Annotated in this window: 11 protein-coding genes; 7 read left to right on the forward strand and 4 right to left on the reverse strand. The window is 33.3% G+C overall.

The window, feature by feature from the left end; translation table 11 throughout:
- Nucleotides 1-153: 153 nt before the first annotated feature.
- Nucleotides 154-1,632, reverse strand: a complete 1,479-nt coding sequence (locus tag BT156_RS13405) for a SusD/RagB family nutrient-binding outer membrane lipoprotein (protein WP_072410713.1) — start codon at nt 1,630-1,632, stop codon at nt 154-156.
- Nucleotides 1,633-1,642: 10 nt separating this feature from the next.
- Nucleotides 1,643-4,678, reverse strand: coding sequence for a SusC/RagA family TonB-linked outer membrane protein (locus BT156_RS13410; protein ID WP_072410715.1), 3,036 nt, complete (start codon nt 4,676-4,678; stop codon nt 1,643-1,645).
- Between the two features lie 135 nt (nt 4,679-4,813).
- Here BT156_RS13410 and BT156_RS13415 point away from each other — a divergent pair, with 135 nt between their 5' ends.
- Entirely contained in the window at nt 4,814-5,398 is a 585-nt protein-coding gene (locus BT156_RS13415) for a ribonuclease HII (protein ID WP_072410771.1), read from the forward strand.
- A gap of 116 nt (nt 5,399-5,514) precedes the next feature.
- On the opposite strand, the gene yidC is transcribed toward BT156_RS13415, so the two are convergent.
- Nucleotides 5,515-7,335 carry a membrane protein insertase YidC gene (gene yidC / locus BT156_RS13420; protein WP_072410717.1) on the reverse strand — a complete coding sequence of 607 codons (1,821 nt, stop codon included), beginning with the start codon at nt 7,333-7,335 and terminating at the stop codon, nt 5,515-5,517.
- 415 nt (nt 7,336-7,750) lie between these two features.
- Entirely contained in the window at nt 7,751-9,358 is a 1,608-nt protein-coding gene (locus BT156_RS13425) for a CTP synthase (RefSeq protein ID WP_072410719.1), read from the reverse strand.
- Between the two features lie 152 nt (nt 9,359-9,510).
- On the opposite strand from BT156_RS13425, the gene BT156_RS13430 reads away from it, so the two are divergent.
- The 6 genes from BT156_RS13430 (at nt 9,511) to BT156_RS13455 (ending at nt 15,757) form a co-directional block, all read left to right on the forward strand.
- Entirely contained in the window at nt 9,511-10,113 is a 603-nt protein-coding gene (locus BT156_RS13430) for a CDP-alcohol phosphatidyltransferase family protein (RefSeq protein WP_072410721.1), read from the forward strand.
- Nucleotides 10,103-10,906 carry a phosphatidate cytidylyltransferase gene (locus BT156_RS13435; RefSeq protein WP_072410723.1) on the forward strand — a complete coding sequence of 268 codons (804 nt, stop codon included), beginning with the start codon at nt 10,103-10,105 and terminating at the stop codon, nt 10,904-10,906. Before BT156_RS13430 ends, BT156_RS13435 begins: the two co-directional genes overlap by 11 nt.
- A 3-nt stretch (nt 10,907-10,909) precedes the next feature.
- Nucleotides 10,910-11,947, forward strand: coding sequence for a patatin-like phospholipase family protein (locus BT156_RS13440; protein WP_072410725.1), 1,038 nt, complete (start codon nt 10,910-10,912; stop codon nt 11,945-11,947).
- A 77-nt stretch (nt 11,948-12,024) separates the two neighbouring features.
- Nucleotides 12,025-12,777 (forward strand): SDR family NAD(P)-dependent oxidoreductase, encoded by a 753-nt coding sequence (locus BT156_RS13445; RefSeq protein WP_072410727.1) that lies wholly within the window; start codon nt 12,025-12,027, stop codon nt 12,775-12,777.
- The gene (locus BT156_RS13450) at nt 12,690-14,060 is read left to right on the forward strand and encodes a phosphatase PAP2 family protein (protein WP_083582350.1); all 1,371 of its coding nucleotides are present in this window, start codon (nt 12,690-12,692) and stop codon (nt 14,058-14,060) included. Before BT156_RS13445 ends, BT156_RS13450 begins: the two co-directional genes overlap by 88 nt.
- Nucleotides 14,061-14,062: 2 nt before the next feature.
- Nucleotides 14,063-15,757, forward strand: coding sequence for a bifunctional alpha/beta hydrolase/class I SAM-dependent methyltransferase (locus tag BT156_RS13455; protein ID WP_072410731.1), 1,695 nt, complete (start codon nt 14,063-14,065; stop codon nt 15,755-15,757).
- Nucleotides 15,758-15,780: the final 23 nt, after the last annotated feature.

Here is a 15,780-nt window from a genome sequence, read left to right on the forward strand (position 1 = left end):
TAAAAATTAACAAATATTAACTAAAAAGCATTTTACATTAAAAAATAACGTTAATTATTATACTTTTAACAAAAAAAATAAAAGCCTATTTATCATTTAAAAAATAAAAAAACCGCCCGAAGGCGGTTAAAATATAATAAAACTTATTTGTTTTTAATTTTTATCCCAAAAGACTTTTGTCGTTAACAAATCTCCACCAATAGCTGAAGAAGCAGCATTTACGTTTGCTCCATTCGTTTGATATTCACTTGCCGGATAAGACATACGTACAGGCACACTATTAATTGTTGCCGCACTTGCCGGTTGAAGAACAGGGTAATCTAATCTTCTCCAAAAGTTCCAAGAAGTCAAAGGTTGATTATACATTGCAACCCAAGCTTGAGTTCCAACTGATTGCTTCCAGTTTGCAGCATTATATGGGTGAGCAGCAATATAAGCAGTTGCATCTGAAGCTATCCCCCAATCTGTAAAGGATGAAGTAATCGCACTAGCATAATTAGCCGCAGCATTTCCTCCTATGCCCCAACGAGCACTCGCTTCAGTTAAATAAAATGCAACTTCTGTATAATTCATTAAAATTCCGGGAGTTGTAGGTGTATAAGCGAAATCCCCGGGAGCAGAGAAGTTAGCGAATGATGCAGGTTGTCCAATTACTTGTCCAATGTAATTTCCTGTAGTTCCTACGGTTTTAAAATACTTTGATCTTCTTGTATCACTATTAGTATTCATATAATCTACTAACGTTTTTCCTCCTACAAAATCATTTCTATTACTAGCTTTTACATTTTCAAAAATCGGGCTATAGTTTGGTGAACCTGATAAATATCGAACCTTGCAATCGTCTGCTGAAGATACCATTACTCCATTACTAATAGCCGTAGTTGCAGTTTGCTGAGCTAAAGTTGGATTGGAATCAGCAAGAGCAATTCCTAATTTAAGTAAAAGTGAATTACCAAATTTTTTCCAAGAAGTAAGGCTAGCTGCAATTGCTGGAGGAGTAATTGTTGCCGCTGGATAATACAAATCTGCAGCGGTAAAATTATCCGATTCTGAATTTATCCCTCCATTAACATCAATATTTGCTATATCCTGTTGTAATCTTGTTATCAAATTAGTATAAATTCCTGCTGCATCATCATATGCAGGAGCTACATTACCACCAAGCTGGTTAGATTGTGAATATGGAATATTTCCGAAAGTATCTACTAACCCTTGATAAGTATACACCTGCATAATATCAATAATAGCCAACTGATTTTGTTTAATTTTAGGCCAAGTAGCAATTTCAGAAGGAACAGGCTGATAAGCGTTTATTAATTCTTTTGCTTTTACTAAGCTATTCAACACATTTACATAATTATCAATATAAATCTGATTAGAAACATTTCTGTTTGTAAAATTATAATTACTTTCTTCAACATATGTTGTTTCCTGCCAATATTGCATTGTCAGTCTGAAATTGTTTTCATTGACACTTGGTGTATTAACATAATCACTTAACTCTTTTTGAGCGTTTGTAACTAATGTCGATGGAATAGTTGTATATGCCGAGTGTGAATCCAAATTAATATCATCTGTTGTACAACCGACAAGTAATGTCCCTAATAATATGGGTATTATGATTTTTTTCATTTTTCTTTTTTTAAAAATTAACTTTCACATTAAATGAGAAATTTCTTGTTGTAGGCATAACTCCTGACTGATATCCCTGTAAGTTTCCTGAAGATAATCCTGCTTCCGGATCTGCGTAAGGTAAATTTTTATGGATGATCCAAAGATTGCTACCTATAACACTGAATGACATTCCTTGTATAAATTTAGAACCTAAAGTTTCTTTTGACAGTGTATAAGTAATAGATGCTTCTCTCAATTTTACATAACTTGCATCATATACAAACGCAGCAGCAGGAGGATCTGTATTCAATACCTGGCTAGACCATGATTTGTCTAATCTAACATTATTGGTAATAAAGTGTCCTGGATTACTTGGATCAGGAATAACTCCTTGTTGAATAATACCTCCTCCATCGGCTAAAGTATTTCTGATAGGATTTCCTAAATCATTAAAGCCAACTGAATCAGCATAAATTCCCGTTCCGTATCCGTATGCTTGATCTAATGAGAATACTTTACCACCTTTTTTCACATCAATTAAGAAACTTAAAGAAACGTTTTTATAAGTGATCGTGTTTCGCAATCCTCCAAACCATTGAGCCTGATAACTACCTAAATTATTATTGGTACTGGTTGTTTTCATATAAGCACCTGTATCAGGATCAATTACCTTTTGGCCATCTGGAGCATAAATAAAATCAGTCCCGTAAATCGTTCCATACAATCCTCCCAAAGGAGCATTTAATGTAACTCCCCCTTGTGAAGTATTGGTTTGTAAAGCTAGATTGTCAACTCCATTTTTCAATGCTGTAACAGTTGTTTTAGGATTAGACCAGTTAGCTACTAAATTCCAAGAAAAGTCTTGAGATTTAATTGGAGTTACTCTTAATGAAAGTTCAAATGCTTCAGTTCTTAAATTACCAATATTTTGTTTCTGTAATGTTGTACCCGACGCATAAGAAACTAATACATTTGAAATTAGATTTTCCGAATCATTTTTATACCATGTAGCATCTAAGCCAACTCTGTTTTTCAAAAAGGAAGTTTCTAGACCAAATTCCATACTTTTTAGTTTTTCAGCTATCAAGTCTGGATTCTTTAAAATAGCATTAAACTGATAAGTAGGTTGACTTCCAAATGGAGAACCTGCCAAATAAGTATCGATCAATTGGTTAGCATCTGTATCATTTCCCACAATGGCATAGTTAGCACGTGCTTTTGCAAAACTCAACCATGGTGCTTTAATTAAGTTTGAAAGAACGACACTCCCTGAAACCGAAGGGTACCAATATACATTATTACCGGGTGATAATGCTGTAGTTTGGTCTCTTCTTATTGTTCCTTCTAAGTAATAAGTATTTTTATAACCTAAACTGGCTTGAGCGAAAACTCCAATAACCTGCTTACTTGTATCACTTGTTTGATTAAGTGGTCTTTCTTTAGAATTTGATATATCAAAATAGTTTGGCACACTTAGTCCTCCTACTGTAGAATGCACATCTGAATAAGCAGAATTATAACGGATGTTGGTACCTAAAACACCATTTAAATTCAAATCTTCAGTAAGATCTTTCTTATAAGTTCCTATGAAATCATAATTTCTTTCAGACAATCTGTAATTCCCTATGCTATATCCAGAAGGTTGAGGAGTATTAATGTTTAAACCAAAAATATTAGGAACAGAACCATTAGCTTTTCGCTCCTCAGTGGTCATACTATAACTGTCATTACTTAATCTTACCAAGAAATTCAATTCTTTTGATACATCATAACTTAAAGATACATTTCCACTAAATCTGTCTCTAGAGTCACTTTGGTAATTCTGATAACGTTGGAAATAGATATTATCCCAATATTGCGGAGCGAGATTAGTAGGATTAGTAATATTCCAAGTATAGTTTTGATGAGACATATTATAAAAATCGTCCTGCTGCTTGATATCAACATTTGTTGGCCACCATTGTCTAAAACCGGACATTATATTTCCGTTGTATCCCGTATCATTTCTACCTCTAGTTTTCTGCGTAATATAATTAGCATATAGAGAAGCAGTTAATTTATCTGTTATTTTATACGATGCGTTACCTCCGAAGTTATTCTTTACTAAAGAACTATTCGGCAAAATATCTGTCGCATCAAGATTAGTATAATTTACTCTATACGTTGCTACATCATTTCCTCCACTAAGAGAAAGGCTATTTGTGAAATTTGTTCCATTTTTAAAAAATGATATTGGTCCATTTTTAGCCATCGTCCATGGAGTTGCTTTTCCATAATTAGGAGAGCCAGGTATGAATGCGTCATACTGATATACTAATAAATTTGGATCATATTTCGGTCCATATGAAGCATCACTTCCAAAACCAGCTGCAAGTCCTCCGTTGTAACTTCCCCATTCATCCTCACCTACATATCCTTCTCCATATTCGGTTTGATATTTAGGGAAAGTAGTTTTATCAATAGCAGACATGGTAATTGAACTAGAATATTCTAACCCAATTCCTTTTTGATTCTTTTTACCTTTTTTGGTGGTGATAATGATAGCTCCATTCGCAGCACGGGAGCCATATAAAGCTGCTGCTGCAGCTCCTTTTAGCACGTTAATTGTTTCTACATCATTTGGGTTGATATCCGAAGCCGCATTTCCATAATCCACTCCATAACGTCCTGTAGTCTGGCTGGATGTATTGATGTTATTATTAATAATTGGAACTCCGTCTACAACAAATAAAGGTTGGTTAGTACCCGAGAAAGATTTAAAACCTCTCATCACAACATTAATAGATCCCCCAAAGTTTGTACTTTGTTTAATATCCATACCTGCTACTTGACCAGATAGATTATTTAAAAAGTTAGAAGTAGGATTCTTATTGACATCATCCCCTTTTACCTCTTGTGTTGCATAACCAAGAGATTTTTTCTCTCTTTTAATACCAAGAGCGGTAACCACCACTCCTTCGATGTCTTGTGTTTTAACACTATCACTCTTCTTTTGCTGAGCATTAACAACAGCTAAAGATGAAGATAATACTAAGACAAGCACACCTGCTGTTAGTTTCTTCATATCAAATTATTTTTTTGTACCGTACAAATTTGTAAAACTTTCTTAAGAATACAAAGCAAAATCTTAAAAAATTGTTATTTTTATTCTAGTTTTTAGAAATTTATTAACTTTACCAATATAAAAATGTTAATTTTTATGGAATTACTAAAAAAATGGACGAATTTTTACATCGAAGCAGGGTGTGATGAAGTCGGTAGAGGGTGTTTATGTGGTCCCGTGGTGGCAGCGGCTGTCATTTTGGATGATAATTTTAAGCAAAATTTAGTTAATGACTCTAAAAAGTTAAATTTTAAAACCAGAATGGAGCTTGATGACTATATTAAAGATAATGTTAAAAATTATGCAATTGCAGAGCTTTCTCCTGAATTTATAGATCAACATAATATATTGAATGCCAGCATTCATGCAATGCACAGAGCGTTGGATAAATTAACGATAAGACCGGAACTTATTTTAGTAGACGGAAACAAATTTCATCCTTACAATTACATCCCACATCAATGTATTATTAAAGGAGATTCAAAGGTATTATCTATTGCAGCGGCGTCTATTTTAGCAAAGAATTATAGAGATAGATTGATGATTGAGCTTCATGAAGAGCATCCTGAATACGGATGGAATACTAACTTTGGATATGCTACAAAAAAACATCAGGAAGCCTTGATAAAGCATGGTCCAACGAAATATCACAGACAATCTTTCAGGCTTAAATATGATTAGAAATTTAAAGTAGATAAATTATGGATTTTCAAACCAATCATAATTTAATTTAAATTACATCTAAATAAACAAAAAGGAGTAGATAAATCCACTCCTTTTCTGTATTTTAACAAATATTATTTCTTTTTCTTTTGTTGCTCAACTGTACTTTGTTGTTGCTGAGCTTTTTCCATCATTTCCCGCATCCTCTTCTGGAATTTACCTTCAGATTTTGGCTTTTCCTTATTTGCCTGAATCTGTGCGTGAATTTTCTTTTCATCCAGAATCACATATTTAATGACTAAGATAATTAAGATATTGATCGCATTCGATACAAAATAATACCAAGAAAGACCAGACGCTGACGTATTCAGGAAGAATAAGAATGTAATCGGGAAAATATACATTAGCACTTTCATGTTCGGCATACCTTCCTGTTGTGGCTGCTGCATATTTCCTGAAGTCATTACCGTATAGATTAAAATTACAATCGTACACGCCAATGCAAATACACTTAAATGATCTCCCAAGAAAGGAACTTTAAATGGTAATTTAATTAAATCATCATAAGCCGTTAAATCTTTTGCAAACCAGAATCCCTGACCTCTCAAATCAATAAAGTTCGGGAAGAAACGGAATAATGCATAGAAAATCGGAATCTGCACCAATGCCGGTAAACATCCCGCCATCTGATTCACTCCGGCCTTTCGATAGATTTCCATTGTAGCCTGTTGCTTTTTCATTGGATCTGCATCCTTGAATTTCGCGTTAGCTTCATCAATTTCAGGACGAATAACTTTCATCATCGCACTCAATTTATGTTGTTTATACATAATTGGCGATAGAATTAGCTTCACAATGATCGTCATTAAGAAGATTACCCAACCTGCAGTAATTCCCCAAGATGCAATCAAGTTGTACATCGGCATGAAGAAATAACGGTTCATTCCTCCGATGAATGACCAACCTAATGGTAAAATTTCGTCGAAGTTTTTATCGTAAGTTTTTAATAATGGTAAATCTAATGGTAAGAAGTACCAAGTAAAGTCTTGGTTTAATTCATTTCCTGTCATCTGAACAAAACCTTCATAGTTCAGTTTCTTCAAATATTCACCTTCTTCAACTGTTTCCTGATTTCCTTTACTGTGCGTAAATCCGTTTTTAGCTTCAATTACTGAAGAAAAGAACTGCTGTTTTACACCAATCCAGTTAAGGGTTTCTTTTTCCTCCTCCATCGTTGTTCTTCCGTCATAATCATAGTCTTTATAATTATTGAAAGCATAAGAGAATTCTGAGTGAGACTGCTCCTGAGCTCTACCTTTTTCTAAGTTTCTTACACTGTAATCCCAGATAAAGTCTGCTTTAGTATCAGAAGTAACTTTAGCAAGCCCCTGAGATCTTACTTTGAAATCTAAAGTATATTGATCTTTAAGCTCTGCTTTAGGATTATTATTTATGGTATATATAAACTGAATTGCTGCACCGTTATAATTGGCTGTCAACGTCACAGCGTTTCCGGTCACTGTCGGAGAGAAAACTAAATCTTTAGTATTGATTACTTTCCCTGTTTTATCTTTAAACTGGAAACCGTAGTTTGAGTTATTTTTAGTAATAAGATAAAGAGGAAGATCAGCTCTGTCACTTTTATGATCGTAAGCTTTATATTTTAAAAGTTCTACTTTAGAAACTTGCCCTCCTAAACTTGAAAATTCCAATTTCAATTCATTGTTTGCCAAATTTGCAGTCTGAATTGCATTAGGAGTTACATTTGGATTGATATTGCTTGCCTGAGTTTGTTTTACAGCATTTTTAACTTGTTCAGTCTTTTGTTGCTGAGCTTTTACCTCTTCCTCTTTCGATTGTTTGTTTTGGAAATAAAACATAAAACCGAAGAGTACCAAACATAAAACCGCAAAACTAATCATTTGACTTTTATCGAGTCCGTTGTTCTGTTGCATTTTATTTTAATTAAATTTTTTACCTATTTAAACTTTTCATAAAATCTTAACCACAAAAGGCACAAAAGTTTTTACTTAACACTTAAGTTAATTTAAAAATGACATTAATCCTTACTAAAAGAACACTTAAGTTTTTTTGAAAATCTTTGATCTTCTTCTTATGTGAACTTTTTATTTTCAAAACATTAAACTTAAATACTTATGTGTTTTTTTAACTCAACGCTTTTGTTTCTTTTGTGGTTATAAATTTTAAACCAATATGTAACGTGCATATATACACTATACATAATTCGAGTCGACAAAAATACTGTTTTTTTATCAAAACTCTATGCTATAATATATTACTATATAATAAACTCAAGCTGATAATAATCAACCTGAGTTTATATATGACGTTTGTAATTAAATAATTACCTTATTTCTTCTCACAAGCCTTAATAAAAGCTTTGAATAAAGGATGCGGTGTTGCAACCGTACTCTTGTATTCCGGGTGATACTGTACCCCAACATAGAATGGGTGATCCGGCATTTCTAATGCTTCCACCAATCCTGTTTCAGGATTTGTACCTGTAGCTAAGAAACCATTCTTTTCAAATTCCTGAAGATAATCACTGTTGAATTCATAACGGTGACGGTGTCTTTCAGAAATATTTTTAGTTCCGTAGATATCATACAACTTAGAAGCATTTTTCAATGAACATTTCCAAGCACCAAGACGCATTGTACCTCCTTTATCTACAACATTTTTCTGCTCTTCCATGATTGAAATTACAGGATCTGGTGTAGAAGTATCAAATTCCATTGAGTTCGCTTTTGCATGTCCAAGAACATTTCTGGCAAATTCAATCGTCATGATCTGCATTCCTAAACAAATTCCCAACATCGGAACTTTATTTTCTCTTGCATACTGAGCCGTTAGAACTTTACCTTCAATTCCTCTATCGCCAAAACCTGGGGCAATAAGGATTCCATCTACACCATTTAAAGTTTCTTTGATATTTTCAGCAGTAATATCTCCACTGTAAACCCATCTTACTTTCACTTCAGTTTCAAGGCTTGCTCCTGCGTGTTTGAAAGCTTCAGCAATAGAAATATAAGAATCCTGCAGAGAAATATATTTACCTACTAAGGCAATTTCTACCGTTCTTTTAGGGTTTTTAAATTTTTTAAGGAAAGTTTTCCAGTCTTTAAGATCAGCTTCTTTATCATTTTTAAGATCTAATTCTTTTAAAACTACATCGTCAAAATTTTGTTTTTGAAGGTACATCGGAACTTCATAGATCGTTTCCAAATCTTTACATTCAATCACATTATCTAAAGAAACGTTACAGAATTGAGCTAATTTTGCTCTCTGATCTTTTGGAATATTGTGCTCTGTTCTGCACACTAAAACATCTGCCATAATCCCGCTTTCCATCAATTGACGAACAGAATGCTGAGATGGTTTTGTTTTCAATTCTCCACTTGAAGCCAGATAAGGCAATAAAGTCAGGTGAATCACCATAGAATTTTTCTCACCCAATTCCCACTTCAACTGACGAACAGTCTCGATGTATGGTAAAGATTCAATATCTCCCACAGTTCCGCCGATCTCAGTAATGATGATATCGTAGTTCTGCTTAGATAAAATTTTAATTCTACGTTTAATTTCGTTCGTGATATGAGGAATTACCTGAACTGTTTTCCCAAGGAAATCTCCTTTTCTTTCTTTATCAATTACAGTCTGGTAGATTTTTCCTGTCGTAACGTTGTTATTTTGAGAAGTTGGAGCGTCCAAATAACGCTCATAGTGACCTAAATCCAGATCCGTCTCCGCACCATCTTCGGTTACATAGCATTCTCCATGCTCATAAGGGTTTAATGTTCCTGGGTCGATATTGATATAAGGATCTAGTTTTTGGATCGTTACATTAAAGCCGCGTGATTTTAGTAGAAGTCCCAGAGAAGCAGAAACGATTCCCTTTCCCAAAGATGAAGTTACACCTCCTGTCACAAAGATGTACTTTGTATTCTTTTTACTCATTAGATTAGGTTTGTGCAAAGTTAGGGGAAAAAGAAACACAAAGCAATTTTTTACCTTTATGAAATTGTAAAACATGCCTCTATCATTTATAAATCCTGATGAAAAAATTTATCTATATTTGATCTCAACAAACACAAAAAGCCATAACCATAATGATTTCGGTATATAAACTCAAACCAAAATTTCAGCAGCTGCTCACACCTATTTTATTATTTTTAAATAAAAAGAAAATTACAGCCAATCAAATTACGATCAGTTCAATTTTGTTATCTGTCATTATTGGAGTCTTATTTTGGAATGCTGATGTTTCAAAGTGGTTTTTCCTAAGCTTACCGATCGGATTACTGATAAGGATGGCTTTGAATGCGCTGGACGGGATGATGGCAAGAAAATTTAATCAAACGAGTAAATTAGGTGAAGTTTTGAATGAGGTTGGAGATATCGTTTCAGATGTGATTATATTTTTTCCTTTATTAAAATTTCAGCCGGAAAGTTTGTATTTAATTATAGCCTTCATTATTTTAAGCATCATTAATGAATTTGCAGGATTGATTGGAAAAGTGGTCGGAAAACAACGCCGTTATGACGGGCCGATGGGAAAAAGTGACCGCGCTTTGATTCTAGGTTTGTATGGCTTGATCGCATTTTTTGGAGTGAATATTTCAAATTATTCTCAATATATATTTGGTCTGATTATTTTATTACTTCTGATCAGCACTTACACCCGACTTAAAAAATCACTCCATGAAGCCTGAAGAAAATAAATTCGCAGACGTTCCTTTACGCGTGAAAACATGGATTTACATTATCCTAGTTTTTGCTCTTGGAATTTCACATCCTTTGGCAATGAAGATCTTCGTTTCATGGATCAGTTTTCAATGTTTTTTTGAATTTTTGAGAATGTTTAAAGTGAATACCAACAAAATTATTCCTTCAATTATCGTTGGAGTTTTACAATTCTTTTTATTGCTTTTTTTGAATATTGAGAACTATTTTCTTTACAGTTTATCTCTATTAATCATTATATTATTATCTTTTTCAATATTAAAATCATCGGGAAAACAATTGTCTGGAATATTAATTGGTTTAGTAGTTTGCCTTTTTGCTTTTCCGCATTTAGCTTTTATCCGAGAAAATATTTCAGGAATTTACTCAATTATTTTCCTCGTTGTAATTACCGAACTCAATGATGTTTTTCAATATGTAATGGGAAAATTCTTTGGAAAACATAAAATCGTTCCGAAGATCAGCCCAAATAAAACGTTGGAAGGATTTCTTGGAGGGGTATTTCTTACGATGATATTAAGTAATATTTTAGGTTTCTTTTTATTAAATTCTACCATTCTCACCAACACAGTTTTAGGATTAATATTAGGAATTTCAGGATTTTGCGGAGACATTTTCATGTCTTATTTAAAAAGAAAAACAGATGTAAAAGACACCGGAAATTTACTCCCCGGACATGGTGGTTTATTAGACAGAATGGACAGTTTGATTTTTAATGCTCCGATTTTTTTCTGGCTGCTTCCCCTTCTTTTAAAGATGTAAAAAATGGACAAAAAATTCAAAAGAGCACTATTATTTTCAGGTGGCGGAACAAGGTTAATGATCTACCTCGGAATGTTTGCAGCATTAGAAGAACTTGGAATGAAACCCGATGTTCTCATCGCTTCGTGTGGCGGAGCTTTTGCAGCAACCGTCATCAATGCTTTCCCGGACAATCTTTCAAGAAAAGGATATTTTCAATCCGAAGAATATTTTCAATTTGTATCTAAAACAACACTAACAAAACAGAAAAAACTCTCTGAAATCGGACTTTTCTCTCTAAAGAAACTATTTAACAAAAAGAATGCTCCTTATATTGAAGATGTCTTTAATCGATACTTGGTTGAAATGAATCAGGATTTAGCTATAGATTTTCCTTCATTAAAAAACACCAAATTTTCTCAAGAAATCCCAACACTTATCATCGGTTCAGAACTTCTTTTTGATCCAACAGAAGTTGAAAAAAAACGAAATAATCGAAAATTATATCAAAAAATAATTTTTACCGATCCGGAAACAGCAAAGAAAATAATTCCACAGCAAATCATCATTAGTTCTGAAAATTTAAAAAACAGTGCTATCAAAGAAATTCCCAAAATAAGAACTGATGTTTCTTTGTTGGCAAGCACAAGGATTTCCGTTTCTGATATGTTCTATGTTGCTCCCGCTTCATTACATGGAAAATATTTTGCCGGCGGAGCTATCGATTTAATTCCCATTGAGCTTGCAAAACACATTGCTGATGAAGTTTTTATTGAAAAAAAGCAATCTTATACTCCTTTAGAAGAAGCTTTTGTTCGTGCCGTTTTAGGATACAGTGGAAATAAAAGACTGGAAGATATTGAAAAACAGTCGCCTGATTTTCAAATTGACACCAATGATATCAAACAAAAACTGGAGGGACATTATATCAAAAAAAACATCAATTGGAAAAAATTTGAGATCGAGCTTTCTTTACCAAAAAGTCACCAACAGTTTGTAAAAGACATGGAGATGCAGTGGCAATATGGTTTTGATCAGACGATAAAAAGTATCAAAAAATAAAAGGAGTTGAAGCTTTTACACTTTTCGTGATTAAATTAAACTTATTTTTACCTAAAATTGAAAATCACAACACACTCATGAACGTTTTTATTGCAGGCGGAACTTCGGGAATCGGCTATTCTCTTGCTCAGCATTATCTTTCAAAAGGGTATCGCGTAGGGATTTGTGGAAGAGATTTAACCAAAATTCCTGATAATAGTTCAGAAAATTTAAACGTATTTCAAGCAGATGTTTGTGATATAAATTCAATTTTTTCGGCAGTAAATGATTTTCTACAAAATAAGGTTCTTGATATTTTCATCAATTGCGCCGGAAGCTACGCAGAAGATGTTGCCGGAAGAATTTCTTATGAAGAAGCCGAAGAAATGCTGCAAACCAATATTTTAGGAACTGTCAATTGTTTTGAAGTAGCAAGAAAAGCTATGAAAGGTCAAAACAAAGGAAATATTGCGGTTATCGCATCCGTTTCCGGGATTTTAGATTATGAAAATTCGAGTTTGTATACTAAGACTAAACGTTCGGTAATTCAGATTGCAGATGCTTATCGCCGGGCTTTGAAACCGTTTGGAGTTTCTGTAACGACCATTGCTCCGGGTTATGTTGATACCTTAAAATTGAGACAGCTTAACGATAATGATCTAAGTAAAAAACCGTTTCTTACTGATCTTGAAACTGCTACAACAATCATTTCAGATGCTATTGAGAAGCGAAAAAAATTAATCATTTTCCCTGCAAAGATGAAATGGATGATGAAGTCATTATCCATCCTTCCTTCTTCATTATTAAATCTTATCATGTTCAGGAAAGCCAAATGGATGAAAAACGACTAAAACTTAAGCCTAAAACCTATGCTATGTTGCTGTGTTCTGTTGTATTCATGATTGTTTACAATTATTCAGCATGGCATGTTTCAAAGCTCCAAAAAGTTCCATCTTTTGTTTTTGATTTTGAGAAATACATTCCGTTTCTCCCTTGGACTATCATTCCTTATATGACCAGCGTGCTGTTTTTCTGTAGCATTTTTTTCTTTTGCAACACGAAAGAACAGCTTAAAGTTCTGACTCAAAGAATGTTGTTTGTAACTATTGTAGCCGGAATTTGTTTTCTATTATTTCCATTAAAATTTTCTTTGCAAAAACCGCAAGTCAGTAATTCTATTTTCGGATATTCTTTTCAGTTTTTAACAACTTTTGACTCGCCTTTCAATCAGGCTCCGTCTTTACATATTGTGTATGCTTTTATTTTCTGGAGCGTTTTTAGAAATTTAAAAAAGTGGAAGATCTTTTTAATGATTTGGCTCGTTGCTATAGGAATTTCTACTTTAACAACTTATCAACATCATTTGATTGATGTTGTTACAGGAACTATTCTCGCCCACATTAGTTTTCTATTCTTTCCTTATCAGAAAAACAACTTTTTATACAGGAATTTTCAAGTCGCTAATTTTTATTTTTTATTAGCTTGGATCATTGTTTCAATCTTTTTATTGATATATAAATTTTCAAATGAATATTGGTTGATTTTGTTATGGCCAGCTCTTGTTATGATTTTGACAGGCTATCATTATCAAAAAAATAATATTCACTTTTTAAAAGATAACAATGGAAATATTCCTTTGTACAAAACAATATTTTATTATCCATATTTATTCATTTATTGGATATTCTGGAAGTTTTTAAGAAAAAATAAAAAACCATTAGAAATTATAACCAACATTTATATTTCGTCAAAACCTGATAAAAATGATTTGCAGGATTTTGAAATTAATAAAAATACTTTCGTCTACGATCTTTCAGCAGAAATTGAAGAAAATTCTGAAATCAAACAAAAATCTACCTATTACTCTGTTTCTTTTTTAGATATCGGAATGTTGGATCTTGATCAGACGAAAAAATTAGTTACAAAAATCACAGAAAATTATCTTCATCTTCCGAAAGACGGAAAAATACTCATTCATTGCACGATGGGCTACACCAGAAGTTCTGTCATCGGAATTTTAGTAATGAAAAATATTCTATCTTTACCTCTAAACCAAGCAATAACCAATATGAAAGTCCTGAATAAGAATGCGGTCATCCATTCTTACATCTACGATTTTCTGAAAAAATTTTAAATATGAACAGTGGAAATTTTAAGAGTTTTGATGAAAGCGAGATCTTTTATCGCGAGTGGAATTATCAACCTCAACAAAAAAGCATCATCATCATCCATCGCGGACACGAACATTCTGAAAGACTGAACGATATCGCACAATCACCTCAATTTTCAAACTATACTATTTTTGCATTCGACCTTCGCGGGCATGGACATACAAAAATGCCGACATCTTCCGTTTTCATGGATTATGTTCGTGATCTGGACTCTTTTTCAAAATTTTTACAGTCAAAATATGAAGTGAAAATTTCTGATGTTTTCGTACTTGCCAACAGTATTGGCGGCGTTGTCGCTTCGGCTTGGGCTCATGATTTTGCACCTGATATTGCGGGAATGGCTCTTTTGGCACCCGCTTTTAGAATCAATCTTATTGTTCCTTTGGCAAATGAAATGATCACTTTGGGGACAAAATTGAAGAAAGGATTGATTATCAAAAGTTATGTAAAATCAACCATGTTGACTCATGATCCCGAACAGCAAAAAGCTTACGATACAGACCCTTTGATCACAAGATCTATTGATGCAGAATTACTGATCGATCTTGCAAAAGCAGGAAAACGTTTGGTTGAAGATGCAGAAGCAATCGACACACCTACCCTTATTTTATCTGCTGAAAAAGATCACGTCGTTTTCAATAAAGATCAGAAAAATTTTCATGATAAATTAGATACAGATTTAAAAAAATACGAAGTCCTTCCTAACTTTTTCCATGGAATCTTGTTTGATACAGGAAAGGAAATGGTTTATGATAAAATTAAAGATTTCGCTGAAAAATGCTTTACCAAAACTCAGAAAAAAGCATCACTTTCACCGGATAAATTTTCTGTAAAAGAATATCAGGATCTTCAAAATAATGTTGGAAATAACCTGAATTTTAAATTTCAAAAATGGTCTCTCAGCAAAATTGGAAAGATCAGCAACGGAATGGCAATCGGATTGAAACACGGTTTTGATTCCGGCGCTTCTTTGGATTATGTTTATCACAACCAGCCTCAAGGGAAATTAGGTTTCGGAAAAATGATGGATAAAAATTATCTTGAAGCTATCGGCTGGACGGGGATTAGAATCAGAAAACAACATTTGATCAAGATTTTAGAACAAAAAATTCAAACTCTGAAAAAAGAAGGCAGAAAAGTAAAGATCCTTGATATTGCAGGCGGAACTGGAAACTATTTATTCGATATTAAAGAAAAATATCCTGAAGTTGAAATCGTTGTCAATGAATTTGTACAGGCAAATATTGAGATCGGAGAAAAAGTAATTCAGGGCAAAAAATATCAAAACATCAGATTCACCAATTTCGATTGTTTTGATCCTGAAACGTATAAAAAATTGAATTTTGAGCCTAATATCACCATTGTTTCGGGAATTTTAGAGCTTTTTGGAGATAACGAAATGGCGAGTAAAGCGATTCAGGGAATTAATTCTATTTCAGAGCAAAATTCATTCATCGTTTATACCGGACAGCCTTGGCATCCACAATTAAAAATGATTGCGTATGTTCTGAATAATCATCAAAACAAAGACTGGATCATGAGAAGACGTTCGCAAAAAGAACTTGACAGAATGATGGCTTTCAATAATATTCAGAAAGAAAATATGTTGATCGATGATTTTGGAATTTTTACAGTTTCTTCTGGGAAGGTTAATTTTTAAGTTAAAATTAAAACTTTTAAAAA

Source organism: Chryseobacterium limigenitum, assembly GCF_900114875.1.
GTDB classification, from domain to species: Bacteria; Bacteroidota; Bacteroidia; order Flavobacteriales; family Weeksellaceae; genus Chryseobacterium; species Chryseobacterium limigenitum.